Raw genomic sequence first — 16753 nt, 5'->3', positions numbered from 1 at the left:
GGCGGCTGAAAAGGGAAACGCCGCCCGCAGAGTGCGGGCGGCGTGGACTTCGCAAGCCGAGGCGGAGGATCAGGCCGAAGCCTCGTCCGCCGCCTTCTTGGTCTTCTTCGCCTTGGCGGCCTTCGGCTTGGCCTCGGCAGCGCCTTCTTCCTCGTCATCGGCGAAGAGCGCTTCGCGCGAAACCGACTTGTCCTCGACCTTCACCTGGCCGAGCAGATGGTCGACGACCTTCTCCTCGAAGATCGGGGCGCGGATCTCGGCGAGCGCCTGCGGGTTCTTGCGGTAGAACTCCCAGACTTCCTTCTCCTGACCCGGGAACTGGCGGGCGCGCTGGATCAGGGCCTGCGTGACCTCGTCATCCGAGATCTGGACCTTGGCCTGCTCGCCGATCTCGGCCAGCACCAGGCCGAGGCGCACGCGGCGCTCGGCGATCTTGCGGTACTCGGCGCGGGCCTCGTCCTCGGTGGTGTTCTCGTCGGCGAAGGTCTTGTTGGCGTTCTTCATGTCCGCCTCGACCTGGCTCCAGACCGCGGTGAACTCCTGCTCGACCAGGGTCGGCGGCAAGTCGAAGCTGTACTTGCCGTCGAGCGCGTCGAGCAGGCTCTTCTTGACCTTGCGGCGCGACTGCTCGCCGAACTCGCGGCCGATCTGCTCGCGGATCGCGGTCTTGAGCGCGTCGAGCGACTCCATGCCGAAGCCCTTGGCGAGTTCGTCGTCGATCTTCAGCTCGCCCGGGGCCTGGACATCGTCGACGGTGACGGCGAACTCGGCCGGCTTACCGGCGAGATGGGTCGCGGTGTAGTTCTCGGGGAAGGTCACCGAAACGGTGCGCTGCTCACCCTTCTTGACGCCCTCGAGCTGCTCCTCGAAGCCGGGGATGAACTGGCCTGCGCCGAGCTCGAGCGGGATTTCAGACCCCGTGCCGCCGTCGAAGGGCTTGCCTTCGAGCGTGCCGACGAAGGAGATCAGCAGGCGGTCGCCCTTGGCGGCCTTGGCGCCGTCCTTCTTCGACTCGAAGGCGCGATTCTGCGAGGCCATGCGCTCCAGCGCGGCATCGACATCCGCCTCGGGGACCTCGGCAACGGGCTTCTCGAGCGAGACGTCCGAGATATCGGCAACCTCGATCTTCGGCAGCACTTCGAGCGCGACGGTAAAGGCGAGATCGCCCTTGGCCTCCATCGCGGCCTCGATCTCGTCCTTGTTCTCGGGGAACTTGATCTGCGGCTCGAAGGCGAGCTTCAGGCCGTTGTCGGCGACGATCTTCTGGTTCGCCTCGTTGACGGCGTTCTGGACGACATCAGCCATGACCGAGCGGCCATAGAGGCGGCGCAGATGGCCGACCGGGACCTTGCCGGGACGGAAGCCGTTGATGCGGGCCTTGCCCTGCAGACCAGCGAGGCCGTCATCCAGCCTGGTCTTGAGGTCGGTGGCGTTCAGCACCACCTGAAATTCGCGCTTGAGGCCCTGGGACAGGGTTTCGGTCACGTTCATCGTTCTGATCCGCTCAACAGCTCTTTACTTCAATGTCCAAAGCGCGACGCCGGGTGACCGCCGCCGCGCTCGCGAAATCCGAATCCTGGTGCGGGCGGAGGGACTCGAACCCCCACGACTTTCGCCGCTGGTACCTAAAACCAGTGCGTCTACCAGTTCCGCCACGCCCGCCGACCCGGTGCGCCACATCGCGGTATTCGCGACAGCAGCACCGTAGGCCGCGCCGCTATACCATTTCGGGCGCGTCATGCAGCAAAAAAATGCGACACTTCTGCGAAGGCAGCTTCCAAGTGGCTTTAGGCTCGCCAGAATGACCCGGTGAGGCTATGTCGCGAGCATGAGCAAAGACGCTTCGCCGCCGGCCTCGCGCCCTCATCCCAGTCGACGCCTCGTCATCGCGCAGGGTGCCGGCATGGCGACGCTGCTCACCCCCCTGTCCGCACTGGCCCAGCAGGCACCGGCGGCTCCGCAAGCGGCTGCGCCAGGCGACGCACGGAACCTCGTCGCCGCTCCCGCCAAGCTGCGCCTGCGCCCGGCGCCGGCCCCCGAGACCGAGATCTGGACCTTTGACGGCGTTGCGCCCGGCCCGGTGCTCAAGGTGAAGCAGGGCGAGACATTGCGCCTCAACCTGCAGAATCGCACCGACAAGCCGCTCTCGCTGCACTGGCACGGCCTGCGCGCCGACCACGCCATGGACGGCGTCGGCGGCTTCAGCCAGGAGCCGGTGCCGCCCGGCGGGCAGTTCGAGTACCGGCTGACACCGCCGGATTCCGGCAGCTTCCTCTATCGGCCGATGCTGGTCGGCGGTTCGTCCGAACCGGCCGGGCGCGGGCTTTCCGGCCTGCTGATCGTCGAGGAGAAGGAGCCGCCCGCGGTCGATCTCGACCTGCCGGCCCTGATCGGCGACTGGCTGCTCGGCGACGACCAGAAGCTGCTGCCCTTCGCGGCCGACAGCCAGGACGGCGCCGCAGCCGGCCGGCTCGGCAGCTGGCTGACCGTCAACGGCAAGCCGCCGCCACTGCCGGTCAAGCTACCGCCCGGCGCCCGCGTCCGCCTGCGCCTGGCCAATGCCTGCAATGCCCGGATCATGCGACTGCGCTTCGACGAGATGAAGGCCTACGTCGCGGCTGTGGACGGCCAGCCGACCGAGACCTTCGAGCCGGTCCGGGGCCAGCTGCCCTTCGCGCCGGGCACCCGCTACGATGTGATCTTCGACATGCCGGAGACGATAGGCGCCGCAGCCAGCGTCACCGCCCTGATCGGCCCCGGCGTGCCGCTCGTTCGCTTCGTCAGCGAAGGCTCAGCGAAGCCGGCGCGCCCTGCGATCGCCGGCATGCCGCTCAACCCGGCGCTGCCCGCGGCAGTCCGGCTCCAGGATGCCCGGCGCAGCGAGATGATCATCGAGGGCGGCGCGAAGATCACGCCGGAGAACAAGCTCGACGTCGCGGGGCTCGATCTCGCCAAGCCCTGGACCGTCAATGGCGGCCAGGGCGATCCCAAGGGCAAGCCGCTGTTCAGCGTCAAGCGCGGCGCGCCGGTGGTGATCGGCATCACCAACAAGACTGCCTTCCTGCAGCCGCTCCACGTCCACGGCCACAGCTTCCGCCTGCTGCATCCGCTCGACGATGGCTGGGAACCGTATTTCCTCGACACGGTGCAGATCCCCGAGGGCAAGCGCCTGCATATCGCCTTCATCGCCGACAATCCCGGGCGCTGGCTGATCTCCTCTACCGTGCTGGAGCGCTTCGACCGCGGGCTGTGGAGCTGGTTCGAGGTGACATGAGGCGATGAGCGTGGGGCGGCGCGCCATGCTCTGGCTGCTGGCGGCATTCTATCTCGCCGCCGGCCTGCTGCATCTGCGCTCGCCCGCAGCCTTCCTGCCGATCGTGCCGGACTGGGTACCGGCGCCGCGCGAAACCGTGATCGCGACGGGCATCGCCGAAATCCTCGGGGCGCTCGGCCTGCTCGTTCCGCGGCTGCGCAAGGCCGCAGGGATCGGCCTTGCGCTCTATGCGCTCTGCGTGTTCCCGGCCAATCTCAAGCACGCGCTCGAAGGTATCGTCCTTCCGGGTGTGCCGAGCAGCTGGTGGTATCACGGCCCTCGCCTGGCTCTCCAGCCGGTGCTGATCTGGGCGGCGCTGTACGCTTCCGGCATCCTCGGCTGGCCATGGCGGTGCTTGCCACGCAGATGAGCGGCTTCTAAACCCGCGACCCAGACCAAGGAGCCCGCCATGACCGCCAACGCCATCGTCACCGTCGGCGCCGACCTCGCCAAGCCCGTCCGCTTCGGCAATGGGCTGCCGCTCGCCCTGATCGCCGGGCCCTGCCAGATGGAGAGCCGCGATCACGCGCTTGAGGTTGCGCTGGCCTTGAAGGAAACCTCCGACAAGCTCGGCATCGGCCTCGTATTCAAGACCTCCTTCGACAAGGCCAACCGCACCAGCGTGAAGGGCCAGCGCGGCATGGGCCTGGAAGCCGCCCTGCCCGTCTTCGCTGAAATTCGTGAACGTACCGGCCTGCCCGTGCTGACCGACGTGCACGATGCCAGCCAATGCGCCCCGGTTGCCGAGGTGGTCGACGTGCTGCAGATCCCGGCCTTCCTCTGCCGGCAGACCGATTTGCTCGTCGCAGCCGCCAGGACCGGCCGCGTCGTCAACGTCAAGAAGGGCCAGTTCCTGGCGCCTTGGGACATGGTCAATGTCGCCGCCAAGGTGACCGAGAGCGGCAACCCCAATGTGATGCTGACCGAGCGCGGCGTCTCCTTCGGCTACAACACGCAGGTCACCGACATGCGCGCCCTGCCGATCATGGCGGAGATCGGCGCCCCCGTGATCTTCGACGCGACCCACTCGGTGCAGCAGCCCGGCGGTAAGGGCGCCTCCAGCGGCGGCCAGCGCGAATTCGTGCCGGTTCTGGCGCGCGCTGCGGTCGCCGTCGGCGTCGCGGGCGTCTTCATCGAGACGCACCCCGATCCCGACAACGCTCCCTCGGACGGGCCGAACATGGTGCCGCTGCGCGACTTCCATGCGCTGATCGCAGAGCTGCAAGAGTTCGACCGGCTTGCCAAGCGCAAGGCGCATTCTACGCTGGCATATGTCTGAGACGCCCGCCACGGCAGTTCCTCCCGCCGCGCCCCAGCAAGGTTCGCTGAAGTCGCTCATCCTGGTGCTCGGGGCGTGTGGCTTCGCCTCGACCTTCACCATGCGTTTGCTCGACCCGCTGGTGCCGACGCTGGCGGTGGAGTTCACGCGCAGCATCGCCCAGATCGCCGCGGTCGCGACGGCCTTCTCCTTCGCCTATGCGGTTGGCCAGCCCTTTCTCGGCCCGATCGCGGATTCGATCGGCAAGCTCAGAACGATTGCGGTCTGCCTCGGCGCACTCGCCCTGCTCTCGCTCGCCGCCGGCTTCGCTGGCTCTTTCGAGATGCTGACAGCGGTCCGCACGATCGCCGGCGTCGCCGCGGGCGGCGTCATTCCTGTCGCGATGGCAGCGATCGGCGACCGCGCGCCCATGGCCGAACGGCAGATCATGCTCGGCCGCTTCCTCGTGCTGATGATCGTCGGGCAGATGGTCGGCGCCGCCTGCTCGGGACTGATCGCCGAGCATCTCGGCTGGCGCTACGTCTTCGTGATGGCGGGCGCGGTCGCGGGAATCGCCGGGCTGCTGGTCGTTCTGGTACTGAAGCCCCGGCCGAATGCATTGCGGGCGCCGCTCAGCTTCAAGACCGCTCTGACCAGCTATGCCGCCGTCTTCGCCAATCCACGCTCGAAGCTGCTCTACGGACTCGTCGTCGTCGAGGGCAGCCTGATCTTCGGCATGCCGCCCTATATCGCCGCGATCCTGCACGAGCGCGCCGATGTCGGCCCGTCACAGGCGGGCCTCGTCATCGCGGGTACCGGATTGGGCGGCATCATCTACGGCGTTCTCACCCGTATCCTGGTCGAGCGGCTCGGGCCGACCCGGATGACCACGTCGGGCGGCATCGTGATGGGCTTCGCCTACGCGCTGTTCTCGCTCGCCTTCCTGCCCTGGTGGAGCGCGATCGCGATCTTCACGCTGAGCGGCTTCGGCTTCTTCCTGATGCACGGCACCTTCCAGGCGCAGGCGACCGAGCTCGCCCCGACCGCCCGCGGCTCGGCAGTGGCGCTGTTCGCCTGCGCCCTGTTCTGCGGCCACGCGCTCGGGCCGGTGCTGATGGGCACCGCCCTGCACCTATTCGGCACCAGCGGGGCGATCCTGATCTTCGCCGCCGGCATCGCAGTGCTCGGCGTGCTGGCGCCGCGCATCCTGCCGCTTTCCGGCAGCAGAACGTGAGTTGCTCTTGAGCGTGCCGTAGTCCGAAAACCGCTTCGCACTTTTCGGCGGCAAGCTCTTCAGCGCCCGCGATAGGGCGCGACGCCCTGGTCAGGCAGCCAGAGCCCCTTGGGCGGCTCGCCGGTCTGGAAGAACACGTCGATCGGGATGCCGCCGCGCGGGTACCAGTAGCCGCCGATGCGGAACCATTTCGGCTCGAGCAGCTCGACCAGCGTCTTGCCGATGCCGACAGTGCAATCCTCGTGGAAGGCACCGTGATTGCGGAATGCGCCGAGATAGAGCTTGAGCGACTTCGATTCGACCAGCCAGTCGCCCGGCAGATAGTCGATCACCAGGATGCCGAAATCAGGCTGGCCGGTGACCGGGCAGATCGAGGTGAATTCCGGGCAGGTGAAGCGGGCGAGATAGTCGGTGCCGGCATGCGGGTTCGGCACGCGGTCGAGACGGGCTTCCTCTGGCGAACGCGGCAATTCGCTCGCCTTGCCGAGCTGAAGGGTGGAGGCGTCGATGGTCATGGCAGCATCCTGAACAGGTGGCGCCCATCGATGACAGGCGCTGGAGTTGCCGCGGCTTTTAATGCCGGCCCCGGATAAACGCCACCGCCCCTTCCCGTCGCCGCCTGTCTTGTCTAGAAGCGCGGCATCCCTTGCCCACCTCAGCTCCGGAGCCTGCCATGACCGCGATCATCGACATCATCGGCCGCCAGATCCTCGATTCCCGCGGCAACCCGACGGTCGAGGTCGATGTCGTGCTCGAAGACGGCTCGATGGGCCGCGCCGCCGTGCCGTCGGGTGCCTCGACCGGCGCGCATGAGGCGGTCGAGCTGCGCGACAGCGACAAGAGCCGCTATCTCGGCAAAAGCGTGCTGAAGGCGGTCGAGGCCGTCAACGTCGCGATCGCCGAGGCGCTGGTCGCGATGGACGCCGAGGACCAGACCGCGATCGACCAGGCAATGATCGAGCTCGACGGCACGCCGAACAAGAGCAAGCTCGGCGCCAACGCCATTCTGGGCGTCTCGCTCGCCGTGGCGAAGGCAGCGGCCGACGCTTCGGGCCTGCCGCTCTATCGCTATGTCGGTGGAACCTCGGCCCGTGTCCTGCCGGTGCCGATGATGAACATCGTCAACGGCGGTGCCCATGCCGACAACCCGATCGATTTCCAGGAATTCATGGTGATGCCGATCGGCGCGCCCTCCTTCGCCGAGGGGCTGCGGATGGGTGCCGAAATCTTCCACACGCTGAAGAAGGCCCTCCACGACGCCGGCCACAACACCAATGTCGGCGACGAGGGCGGCTTTGCCCCCAACATCAAGTCGGCCGAAGCGGCGCTCGACTTCGTCATGCAGGCGGTCGAGAAGGCCGGCTACAAGCCCGGCGAAGACGTCGCGCTGGCGCTCGACTGCGCTGCGACCGAGTTCTTCAAGGACGGCTCTTATGTCTATGAAGGCGAACGCAAAACCCGCGACCCGAAGGCGCAGGCCAAATACCTCGCCAAGCTGGTCGCCGGCTATCCGATCGTCTCGATCGAGGACGGCATGGCCGAAGACGACTGGGAGGGCTGGAAGGCACTGACCGATCTCGTCGGCAACAGGTGCCAGCTGGTCGGCGACGACCTCTTCGTCACCAACGTCACGCGCCTGTCGCAGGGCATCAAGGCGAAGACGGCGAACTCGATCCTGGTCAAGGTCAACCAGATCGGCACGCTGACCGAGACGCTCGCCGCCGTCGAGATGGCCCAGCGCGCCGGCTACACCGCGGTGATGTCGCATCGCTCGGGCGAGACCGAGGACGCGACCATCGCCGACCTCGCCGTCGCAACCAATTGCGGGCAGATCAAGACCGGCTCGCTCGCCCGCTCCGACCGTACGGCGAAGTACAACCAGCTGCTGCGCATCGAGGAAGAGCTTGGCGTGCAGGCTGTCTATGCCGGCCGCTCGGTGCTGAAGGCCCTCGCCTGACGTTTATTGCGCTGCAATAGCCACGAGCGCGGCAGCGCCATGCGCCTGCGCCACTAACTGCATGCTCCGGCCTCGAACTAGGCTGGAGCATGCATCAATCCGTGCCCCTATCGGACCAGCGGCTGCGCCGGCGCCGGCAACTCGCCTTTGCCGGCATGGCTCTAGCGATGGTGATCTTCGGGGCCAATTTCGTCGTCAGCCGGCACGCCGTGCTGAACGGCCTCTCCTCGCACGACATGCTGGCGCTGCGCTTCGTCACCGCCGGCTTCCTGCTGCTGCCGAGCTTCATGTTGGCCGGGGGCCTGCGCGACTGCGCCGGTCTCGGCTGGAAGCGCGGCCTCGTTCTGGCGGTGATGAGCGGCTTCCCGATGAGCTTCCTGCTCATGACCGGGCTGACCTATGCCCCAGCGGCGCATGGCGCTGTGATCGGCCCCGGCACCGTCACGGTGATCGGCATCGTCGGCAGCGTCGTCCTGTTCGGCGCGATCCTGACCCGGCAGCTCGTGCTCGGCGTCGCGGCAGTGCTGGTCGGCCTCGCTTGCCTCGGCATCGCCGGCACGACGCATTCCAACCCTAGTATCGTCTTCGGTGACCTTTGCTTCCTCGGCGTCGGCCTGGTCTGGGGCGGCTACCCGCTGTTGATCCAGCTCTGGCGGGTCGACGCACTCAAGGCGACGGCGGTCGTGTCCGTACTGTCGATGGTCTATCTGCCGATCTACTTCGCCTTCTATTTCCGCGCCTTCGACGTCGCACCCTGGTGGGTTCTGCTGGCGCACGCGATCAATCAGGGCGTGCTCAACGTCATTGTCGGCCTGTGGATCTGGAGCTGGTCGACGCCGGTGCTCGGCCCCTCGGTCGCCGGGCGCTTCCCACCGATGATCCCGGTCGTCGGCACGCTGCTCGCCATCCCCGTACTCGGCGAAATCCCGAGCGGGCTGCAGATCGGCGGCATCGCGCTGATCATCGCCGGGCTGTTTGTCGCCTCATGGCGCCGCGCGGCGGCGCGCTAGAGCTTCAGGCTCTCGCCGCGATCATCCAGTGATCGGCGGCGCATGTGCCTCCAGGTTGCCGGCCGCGAAAAGTCGGTCGAGCGTTGCCGCGAGCAGTGTCGTATCGGGACAGATCAACAGCCGCGTGGCTCGCCCCCAGGCGAGGTACAGGACATGGTGTCCACGATTGAAGGTGCGCACGCCGTCGGTGCCGCTGTTGGTTTCGCGCCAATCGACGATCACCACCGTGTTCCAGGGCGGCCCAGCGACATCGATCCGCTCCAGATCGAAGCGGATGTCAGGCAGCAGCCGGTAGAGCCGCCCATACCAGTCGCGCACGCCGGCAAGCGAGGTTCGCGAGCCACCGAGCGCGTGGTCGTCGCCGAGGAAGCGATGCTCGAAGGTTTGCGCGAAGGCAGCGATCACCGGCTCCGCATCGCCCCTGTTCACCGCGTCGAAGAGCGCACGCACCCGCGCCTGCACGATCCTGTGATACATCGGGCGGAGCTCCTCGTTTCAAGGGCCGAGCGCCGGCTCAACCCGCGCAGCCGGATCTCATCGTGCCGCACGCCGGCGTCGCGCCAGTGACATCAGGCCGAGATTCCAGAGGATGCAGACTAGCAGGCCAAGGCCCAGCGCCGCCCAGGAGCCAAGAGGTACGGCGGTCAGGTGAACGAGCGCCAGCGCTAGGCCGAACCCCAGCAGGCCGAGCGCGCTATTGGCAATCACGGCGGCAGTCGCCGGACCGCCGATGCGCGGCTGCAGGATCGCAATCAGGCTGGAGAGCACAATCGGGAACGCGGCGAGCACGCCGGACCAGCCCGCGCCGACATGGCTGCTGATCGTGCTGACGACGCCGGCCAGTGTCGCTACCGCAGCGGCCCGCAGGGGGATCACGAACCAGGGCCGGCCCGGCGGCGCTTTGGGACGCACCCCGAGATAAGGCCGGAACAGACGGTGCAGGCCGAGGTAGATCACGACCGTCAGAACGATCGCGACGGCAACGGACGGCTCCAGCACCCGCAGAGCAAGAATGACCGCAAACCAGGTCGCGAGCCCCGCGCCAAGGCTGGCGAGCGTGCCGAAGCGCTGTGCCAGCAGGACGTAGACCAGCGAGAGCCCGGCATTGGCGAGGTTGGAGTTCATGCTGCCGAGCGCGCCGGCCGAGATGAAGGCCGCGTCGTGGTCGAGCGCTAGGAATACGTAGACCGGCCCGGCCGAGATCGGCAGCGTCGCGATCATTGCCGCAAGCAGCGGTCCGGATCGCTCGGCCAGCAGCGAGCAGCCGACGACAATGGCGGCCGCGACCGCCATCTTCATGAGCAGCAGGCCGAGCCCGGGATCGATCACGCCGGCTCGCCCCTCGCCCAGCCTTCCTTGGTTTCGGCGATGAAGTCTTCCAGGCGGCCAGCAGCGATGGCGGCGCGCAGACCGGCCATCAGCTCCTGATAGTAGGCGAGGTTGACCCAGGTCAGCAGCATCTTGCCGAGCATCTCCTCGGCCTTGACCAGGTGGTGCAGATAGGCGCGCGAATAGGTATTCGCCGCCGGGCAGGAGGATTGCGGGTCGATCGGCCTGGCATCCTCGGCGTGCTTGGCGTTCTTCAGGTTCATCCGGCCGAAGCGGGTAAAGATCTGGCCGTGGCGGCCGGCCCTAGTCGGCATCACGCAGTCGAACATGTCGACGCCGCGCTTGACCGCCTCGACGATGTCGTCGGGCGTGCCGACGCCCATCAGATAGCGCGGCTTCTCCTGCGGCAGATGCGGTTCGACCGTCTCGATCATCGCCAGCATCACGTCCTGCGGCTCGCCGACCGCGAGGCCGCCGATGGCGTAGCCCTTGAGGTCCATGGCGGCGAGCTCGCGGGCGCTCTCGACGCGCAGGGACGGCACGGCGCCACCCTGGACAATGCCGAACAACGCCCTCCCCGCCGGATCGCCAAAGGCCTTCTTGCAGCGCTCGGCCCAACGCAGCGACAGATGCATCGCCTTTTGCGCGACCTTGTCCTCGCAGGGCAGCGAGACACACTCATCGAGCTGCATGACGATGTCGGAGCCGAGCAGATTCTGGATCTCGACCGAGCGTTCCGGCGTCAACACATGCTTGGAGCCGTCGATATGCGACTGGAAGGTGACGCCCTCCTCGGTCAGCTTGCGCAGATTGGCGAGCGACATCACCTGGAAGCCACCGGAATCGGTCAGAATTGGGTGCGGCCAGTTCATGAACTTGTGCAGGCCGCCGAGCCTGGCAACGCGCTCGGCGCCCGGCCGCAGCATCAGATGATAGGTGTTGCCGAGCACGACATCGGCGCCGAGCGCCTTGACCTGCTCGGGATACATGCCCTTGACCGTCGCGGCCGTGCCGACCGGCATGAAGGCGGGCGTGCGGATCACGCCGCGCGGCATGCGGACCTCGCCGGTGCGGGCAGCGCCGTCACGGCCGAGGAGATGGAAGCTGAATTCCGTCGTCATGGCCGCCGGCCTAACCCAGCACAGCGTTCTGTGGAAGGGCTGGATCGCTTACCGTCATTGCGAGGAGCGCAGCGACGAAGCAATCCAGGCAGCGTGAAGCGAGACCTTCTGGATTGCTTCGCTACGCTCGCAATGACGTCTAGCGCTTGGCGAAGGCCGCCTCGTAGACATCCGGCTTGAAGGCGAGGATGCGGCGGTCGCCGAGATCGAGCACCGGGCGCTTTATCATGGTCGGCTGCGCCAGCATCAGCGCGATCGCCTTCTTCTCGTCGAGGCCCTGCCTGTCGGCCTCCGGCAGCTCGCGGAAGGTGGTGCTTCCCTTATTGAGCACTTTCTCCCAGCCGAGCTCGCGGCACCAGCCCTCGAGCCGGGCCTTGTCGATGCCGGCGACGCGATAGTCGTGGAAGGCGTAAGGGATCTTGTGCGCGTCGAGCCAGCTCCAGGCCTTCTTCATCGTGTCGCAGTTCTTGATGCCGTAGAGCGTGACCATCGTCCCGACCGATCGCTTGAGTGCCGTCGGCGCGGGGTGGCATGGCGGCCGTGCGAGATCAAGCAGGCCTGCCACAAAGGGCCGGCGCGGCAGGAGCGCGGGTGAGCGAACAGCGCGGACAGTCAGCCATCTCTCGCGTTCCGTCATCCGATCGGCAACGATGGCGCGTATCGGGCGAGCAGGGAATCGCATGGACGTATCATGATCGATCAGCTGCAACAGGTCGCGAAGCGCGACGACGACCTCGATATTCCGTTCCGCTCCTGGAAGAATCATCCGGCTGCCGGAGTGGATTTTCCCGACCTCTCGATCGCGACCAGCGAAGCGAACCGGACACGCCCCATCATCGATGCTCTCGGGTCGCGGATCCCCGCCAGGATCGAGGTGCTTGCCGGCCTCGACATCGGCGGGCTCGGCCTTGCCGGGGCGCTGGCCTACCGCAACGGCCTCGGCTTCATCGACATCCGCAAGGTCGATTCGCTGCGCAACGAGGTGATGCGCAGCATCATCGCGAACTACGAACTCGGCGAAGGCGTCGTGATCTCGAAAGGCGCCCGGCTGGCGGGCCGCCATGTCGCCATCGTCGACGATTGCCTGATTTCGGGCGGCACGGCGCTGGCGACGGCGCGGCTGATCCGCCGGCTCGGCGGCCATTGCGATACGGCGCTCTTCGTCTTCGACATCGAGGGGATGGGCGGCCGCGAGCGGCTTACCCAAGCCGGCATCACCACGGAGGTGCTTCGCACAGTCCCGCGAACGGCGCCGGAGAGCGATGGCGCCTAGGTAAAGTCGGCGCGATCAACAGCCACCGAGCGGCCAGCGGGCGAGATGGTCGTGGCGGCTCGCGCCATGGACGCTTCGGATGAGCACGAACTCCCGGACTGGAAAGCTCTCAGGTGGGATTATTGGCTTGTCGAACGGGCATTCGTCGTAGAGCAGCGTCACGTGTGGTCCGAATTTGGATGGCATCCGAAAGCCTCTCGCCCGCATCTCGCGACATAGCCTCCTCTGAAGCCTATCGAGGATCGAGAACGTCTCGCTCGTCTCCAGAAAGATGGCCTGCCGATCGCCCGGGCCGCCATACCCCGCGACATGGTCGAAGGCGACAGAGAAGCTCGACGCGACCATGGATGCGGCGATCCTCTCCAAGGTCGCGATCTCCTCATCAGTGGCCCCGCCGTAACGCTCGATGCCACCCAAAGTGAGGTGATAGCGTTCCGGTCCGATCGGCCACCCGCGCAAGCCGTGCGATCTGCGCAGACCATGCGCGAAAGCATGGATAGCCGCGGCGTGCTCCGGCGGCGGCACCACCGCGAAGAAGTATCTGACCCAGCCCGGTGCAATTAGGGTTTTCGACCAGTCACGGTCCACCGCGATCCCATACCGGGGATCCCAACCGAACAGATTTGGTTGATCTGGAGACGGCTTTCCCATCTTCAGTATCTAGAACAAAATGAGAACATTAGCAAGTTCGGCATTCGACGAGCACACCCGCCCTCACCCGGCCGCCCGGTACTCCGAAGGCGACATCCCCGCCCGCGCCGCGAAGAAGCGGGAGAAATAGGCCGCGTCGGAGAAGCCGAGCCGGAAGGCGATCTGCGAGACTGGCGAGCGGGTGTAGACTAGGTCCCGCCGCGCTTCGATCATCAGCCGCCCCTGGATCACCCGCATGGCGGAATGGCCGAGGAGCTCGCGGCAGACACGGGTCAGATGCGGGCCGGTGACGCCAAGATCGCGCGCATAGGCATCGAGCGGCTCATGCATTTGGAAATGGCTCTCGACCCGCTCGATGAAGCGCCGGACCAGGACGGCACGCGCGTCGTTGGCGCCGCTGGCCGCCACCGCATGCGAGCGCGCCGCGCGGGTGAACCAGATCGCGATCAGCCGCGCATGGGCGGAGAGCGCGAGCTCGCGGCTGCCGCGATTACGGCCGAACTCGGTGAGCGCCGCCTCCATCGTCATCGCCAACTCGGCAATGCCGGCGTCGCCCGCCCCTCGCCGACCGACGAAGGCCTCGCCGAGCACGGCGCCAAGCGCCGGCTCAGCCTCGACCAGCGGCGTCAGGGTCGAGGTCGCGACGCTGGCGACGAAGCCCTCGGTGTCCGGCTCGAAGCGGAATTCGTGGATCGCCAGTGGCGGCAGCAGCAGGACCGTGCCGGGTATGAGCCGGTGCTCCGCGCCGTCGACCCGCACCAGCCCGCCGCCCGAGGCGATGAGGAAGAACTGCGCCATGTCCTGGTGGCGGTGCGGCTCGATCCGCCAGTCGCGCGGGGCGCTGCGGGCGCTGATCCGCTCGATATGCAGCGGATCGGGGAAACGCTGCTCGCGTGGCTCGTCATAGAGCCAGTAGGCGGGCACCGAGGCGAGCGTCATCGCACAATCCGATATTCGTTTTGTCCAAGAGGTTGGGTGAAAGCTCCATTCCGGTCAAGCGCTCGCAATGGCAGATTCGCGTGAAAGTACCGGGCCCTGAGCCCGTTAAGTTACGGGAGGACGCGATGCGCACCCAGGTCGTGATCGTCGGAGCCGGGCCGTCAGGCCTGCTGCTCGGCCAGTTGCTGACCCGCCAGGGCATCGACAATGTCATCCTCGAACGCAAGAGCGCCGACTATGTGCTCTCGCGCATCCGTGCCGGCGTGCTCGAACAGGGCACGGTCGACCTGCTGCATGAAGCCGGCGTCGGCCAGCGCCTCGCCGAGGAAGGCCTGCCGCATGACGGTTTCTCGCTCGCTTTCGAAGGGCGCCTGCAGCGCGTCGACCTCAAGGGCCTGACCGGCCAGCAGGTGACGGTCTACGGCCAGACCGAGGTGACGCAGGACCTGATGGAGGCAAGGCAGGCGGCCGGCACGACGACGTTCTACGAGGCCGCGGACGTCCAGCTCCATGATTTCGACGGTACATCGCCCCGCGTCAGCTTCATCGTCGAGGGCAAGCGGCGCGAGATCGCCTGCGACTTCATCGCCGGCTGCGACGGCTTCCACGGCACCTGCCGCGCCTCGGTGCCGTCAGGTGCGATCGAGACCTTCGAACGCGTCTATCCCTTCGGCTGGCTCGGCCTGCTGGTCGACCAGCCGCCGGCTGCGCATGAGCTGGTCTATGCCAGCTCGCCCTTCGGCTTCGCGCTGTGCTCGATGCGCTCGCAGACCCGCAGCCGCTACTATGTCCAGGTCGCGCTCGACGATAAGGTCGAGGCCTGGTCGGACGAGCGCTTCTTCGATGAGTTGCGCCGGCGTGTCCCCGAGGAGGTCGCGGCGGCAGTGACGCCGGGGCCCTCGCTGGAGAAGAGCATCGCGCCACTGCGCAGCTTCGTCGCCGAACCCTTACGCTTCGGCCGGCTCTTCCTCGCGGGCGATGCCGGCCACATCGTGCCGCCGACCGGCGCCAAGGGGCTGAATCTCGCCGCCAGCGACGTGCATTACCTGTTCGAGGCGCTGCGCGAGCACTATGCCGAGCGCTCGGATGCCGGACTCGACGCCTATTCGGCGAAGGCGCTGGCGCGCGTCTGGAAGGCGGTGCGCTTCTCCTGGTCGATGACCAACCTGCTCCACCTTTTCCCGGAGGCGAGCGCCTTCGACCAGCGCATCAGGCGCGCCGAATTTGACTACCTCACGCAATCGCAGGCCGCGCTCACCAGCATGGCGGAGAACTATGTCGGCCTGCCCTATTGAGATTGGCCGGCTCCCAGTCAGCGCGGCGGCAGCTTCTCGTGCTTCGGGATGTCCGGAGGCACATGGTCCCAGGGCTGGGCGACCGAATGCCAGAACACCATCTCAGGCTTGTAGCGGCCGGGCTCATCGAGGCTGCCGGCGCGCACGATGAACAGGTCCGGGATGTCCGGAAAGGTCAGGTAGACCGGCGAGCCACAGGTCGGGCAGAAGGCGCAGCGCTTGACCGTGCCGCCCTCGCCGACGACATCCCAGCTGCTCGCCTGTCCCTCGACGGTGACCGGCGCGCCGACGAAGCTCAGATAGGAGCTATGGCCGGTGCCGCTCTGCAGCTGGCACTGGCGGCATTGGCAGTCATTGCTCTCGACCGGCTCGGCCGAAATCTCATAGCGGATCGCGCGGCAGGCGCAGCCGCCCGTATAGGCATGGCTCATCATCATGTCCTCGACAAATCAGGGGCAGACGGCAGTCCTGCGATGTCAGGCGGGCTCGCCGGCAACATCGCCGAGGCGCGGCAGAATGGTCTTCCAGCCGCGGCCCATATTCGTGAACGCAATCTCGTTGCGCGGCAGCTCGAAGCCGGAATGGACGAGACGGACGCGCGTGCCGTTGGCGTTCCTTGTCAGGGTCCAGGTGACGACCGTGTCGAGCCGCGAGCCGTAGCCGGCATTGCCGTCGTCGCCGCCCTTCCAGGAATAGGCCAGGCGCTCGTTCGGGATCACCTCCAGCATCTGGCAACGGATCGTGCCGTCCCAGGCGCCGGCCGGCGTCGTCTTGAAGGTGAAGCGCGTGCCCTCGACCGGCACGAAGCCAGTCGGTTCCATGATCCAGCGCGCGATCAGCGTGCTCGAGGTCAGGGCTTTCCAGATTACCTCCGGCGCATGCGGGAGGACTTCGTCGACGACGATATCCTGCGTCGCGGGCTGCAGGTCGAGAGCGGTCATGGGTCGATCTCCTTGAGAAGGGTGCGCAGATTGGCGAAGCGCTCGCGCCAGAACACGCCGTAGTGGCCGATCCAGTCGACCAGCGGCGCCAGGCCTTCCGGCTCGGCGCGATAGAAGACGTTGCGGCCCTCAGGCCGCTCGGCGACGAGGCCCGCCTGCTTCAGTGATTTGAGATGCTGCGAGATGGCGCCCTGCGTCACGCCGCTGCCGCGGGTCAGCTCGGCGACGGTGATCTCATCGCAGGCTGACACCCGTTCGAACACGGCCCGCCGTGTCGGGTCGGCGAGCGCACGCATGACTGTGGAGACGGAAGCGACTTCGAGCATGCTAATCAATTAGCTATCACTAATTGATTAGTCAATACTAATTTGTTGGCGTGACGCCCGCTTCTCAGATGGGGACGGGGACGCTGCCGGTGCTCGGATCGGTGCG

At 66.9% G+C, this 16753-nt stretch carries 19 protein-coding genes and 1 tRNA gene; 8 read left to right on the top strand and 12 right to left on the bottom strand.

What is annotated here, in order from left to right:
• Window positions 1-69: 69 nt before the first annotated feature.
• Window positions 70-1491, bottom strand: a complete 1422-nt coding sequence (tig, locus tag ACWIGM_RS17955; RefSeq protein WP_454027320.1) for a trigger factor — start codon at window positions 1489-1491, stop codon at window positions 70-72.
• Between the two features lie 86 nt (window positions 1492-1577).
• Window positions 1578-1662, bottom strand: a tRNA-Leu gene (locus ACWIGM_RS17950).
• A gap of 166 nt (window positions 1663-1828) precedes the next feature.
• Between ACWIGM_RS17950 and ACWIGM_RS17945 the strand changes: the two genes are divergently transcribed.
• Genes ACWIGM_RS17945 through ACWIGM_RS17930 form a run of 4 tightly spaced genes read left to right on the top strand, consistent with a single transcriptional unit; the run spans window position 1829 to window position 5805 of the window.
• Window positions 1829-3274, top strand: coding sequence for a multicopper oxidase family protein (locus ACWIGM_RS17945; RefSeq protein ID WP_454027319.1), 1446 nt, complete (start codon window positions 1829-1831; stop codon window positions 3272-3274).
• 4 nt (window positions 3275-3278) lie between these two features.
• Window positions 3279-3683: a DoxX family protein gene (locus ACWIGM_RS17940; RefSeq protein ID WP_454027318.1), complete on the top strand. Its 405-nt coding sequence runs from the start codon at window positions 3279-3281 to the stop codon at window positions 3681-3683.
• A 39-nt stretch (window positions 3684-3722) separates the two neighbouring features.
• Window positions 3723-4592 (top strand): 3-deoxy-8-phosphooctulonate synthase, encoded by an 870-nt coding sequence (gene kdsA, locus ACWIGM_RS17935; protein ID WP_454027317.1) that lies wholly within the window; start codon window positions 3723-3725, stop codon window positions 4590-4592.
• The gene (locus ACWIGM_RS17930) at window positions 4585-5805 is read left to right on the top strand and encodes an MFS transporter (protein WP_454027316.1); all 1221 of its coding nucleotides are present in this window, start codon (window positions 4585-4587) and stop codon (window positions 5803-5805) included. Before kdsA ends, ACWIGM_RS17930 begins: the two co-directional genes overlap by 8 nt.
• A 59-nt stretch (window positions 5806-5864) precedes the next feature.
• On the opposite strand, the gene queF is transcribed toward ACWIGM_RS17930, so the two are convergent.
• Entirely contained in the window at window positions 5865-6320 is a 456-nt protein-coding gene (queF, locus tag ACWIGM_RS17925) for a preQ(1) synthase (RefSeq protein WP_092154312.1), read from the bottom strand.
• A gap of 158 nt (window positions 6321-6478) precedes the next feature.
• Between queF and eno the strand changes: the two genes are divergently transcribed.
• Complete coding sequence (gene eno, locus ACWIGM_RS17920; RefSeq protein WP_454027315.1) at window positions 6479-7762, top strand: phosphopyruvate hydratase; 1284 nt, start codon at window positions 6479-6481, stop codon at window positions 7760-7762.
• Between the two features lie 89 nt (window positions 7763-7851).
• Window positions 7852-8772 carry a DMT family transporter gene (locus tag ACWIGM_RS17915; RefSeq protein ID WP_454027314.1) on the top strand — a complete coding sequence of 307 codons (921 nt, stop codon included), beginning with the start codon at window positions 7852-7854 and terminating at the stop codon, window positions 8770-8772.
• Between the two features lie 21 nt (window positions 8773-8793).
• Here ACWIGM_RS17915 and ACWIGM_RS17910 read toward each other — a convergent pair whose 3' ends face one another.
• From ACWIGM_RS17910 to ACWIGM_RS17895, 4 genes are all read right to left on the bottom strand, one after another.
• Entirely contained in the window at window positions 8794-9249 is a 456-nt protein-coding gene (locus ACWIGM_RS17910; protein ID WP_454027313.1) for a nuclear transport factor 2 family protein, read from the bottom strand.
• Window positions 9250-9306: 57 nt separating this feature from the next.
• The gene (locus ACWIGM_RS17905) at window positions 9307-10101 is read right to left on the bottom strand and encodes a hypothetical protein (RefSeq protein ID WP_454027312.1); all 795 of its coding nucleotides are present in this window, start codon (window positions 10099-10101) and stop codon (window positions 9307-9309) included.
• The gene (gene tgt, locus ACWIGM_RS17900; protein ID WP_454027311.1) at window positions 10098-11222 is read right to left on the bottom strand and encodes a tRNA guanosine(34) transglycosylase Tgt; all 1125 of its coding nucleotides are present in this window, start codon (window positions 11220-11222) and stop codon (window positions 10098-10100) included. The genes ACWIGM_RS17905 and tgt overlap by 4 nt, the downstream gene beginning before the upstream one ends.
• Window positions 11223-11361: 139 nt before the next feature.
• Complete coding sequence (locus ACWIGM_RS17895) at window positions 11362-11712, bottom strand: ArsC family reductase (RefSeq protein WP_454027310.1); 351 nt, start codon at window positions 11710-11712, stop codon at window positions 11362-11364.
• 201 nt (window positions 11713-11913) lie between these two features.
• On the opposite strand from ACWIGM_RS17895, the gene ACWIGM_RS17890 reads away from it, so the two are divergent.
• The gene (locus ACWIGM_RS17890) at window positions 11914-12495 is read left to right on the top strand and encodes a phosphoribosyltransferase family protein (RefSeq protein WP_454027309.1); all 582 of its coding nucleotides are present in this window, start codon (window positions 11914-11916) and stop codon (window positions 12493-12495) included.
• Window positions 12496-12510: 15 nt separating this feature from the next.
• Here ACWIGM_RS17890 and ACWIGM_RS17885 read toward each other — a convergent pair whose 3' ends face one another.
• Window positions 12511-13083, bottom strand: a complete 573-nt coding sequence (locus ACWIGM_RS17885; protein ID WP_454027308.1) for a 2'-5' RNA ligase family protein — start codon at window positions 13081-13083, stop codon at window positions 12511-12513.
• A gap of 126 nt (window positions 13084-13209) precedes the next feature.
• Window positions 13210-14085, bottom strand: coding sequence for a helix-turn-helix domain-containing protein (locus ACWIGM_RS17880; RefSeq protein WP_454027307.1), 876 nt, complete (start codon window positions 14083-14085; stop codon window positions 13210-13212).
• Window positions 14086-14210: 125 nt separating this feature from the next.
• Here ACWIGM_RS17880 and pobA point away from each other — a divergent pair, with 125 nt between their 5' ends.
• The gene (pobA, locus tag ACWIGM_RS17875; protein ID WP_454027306.1) at window positions 14211-15380 is read left to right on the top strand and encodes a 4-hydroxybenzoate 3-monooxygenase; all 1170 of its coding nucleotides are present in this window, start codon (window positions 14211-14213) and stop codon (window positions 15378-15380) included.
• Between the two features lie 17 nt (window positions 15381-15397).
• Here the strand turns inward: pobA and ACWIGM_RS17870 are convergent, their stop codons facing one another.
• Genes ACWIGM_RS17870 through ACWIGM_RS17860 form a run of 3 tightly spaced genes read right to left on the bottom strand, consistent with a single transcriptional unit; the run spans window position 15398 to window position 16647 of the window.
• The gene (locus tag ACWIGM_RS17870) at window positions 15398-15811 is read right to left on the bottom strand and encodes a GFA family protein (protein ID WP_454027305.1); all 414 of its coding nucleotides are present in this window, start codon (window positions 15809-15811) and stop codon (window positions 15398-15400) included.
• Window positions 15812-15856: 45 nt separating this feature from the next.
• Complete coding sequence (locus ACWIGM_RS17865) at window positions 15857-16321, bottom strand: SRPBCC family protein (RefSeq protein WP_454027304.1); 465 nt, start codon at window positions 16319-16321, stop codon at window positions 15857-15859.
• The gene (locus ACWIGM_RS17860; protein WP_454027303.1) at window positions 16318-16647 is read right to left on the bottom strand and encodes an ArsR/SmtB family transcription factor; all 330 of its coding nucleotides are present in this window, start codon (window positions 16645-16647) and stop codon (window positions 16318-16320) included. The genes ACWIGM_RS17865 and ACWIGM_RS17860 overlap by 4 nt, the downstream gene beginning before the upstream one ends.
• Window positions 16648-16753: the final 106 nt, after the last annotated feature.

This window comes from Allobosea sp. NPDC055332 (assembly GCF_053645455.1).
Note: the sequence above shows the minus strand (reverse complement) of the source record. Positions and strands in the feature narration are given on the sequence as shown.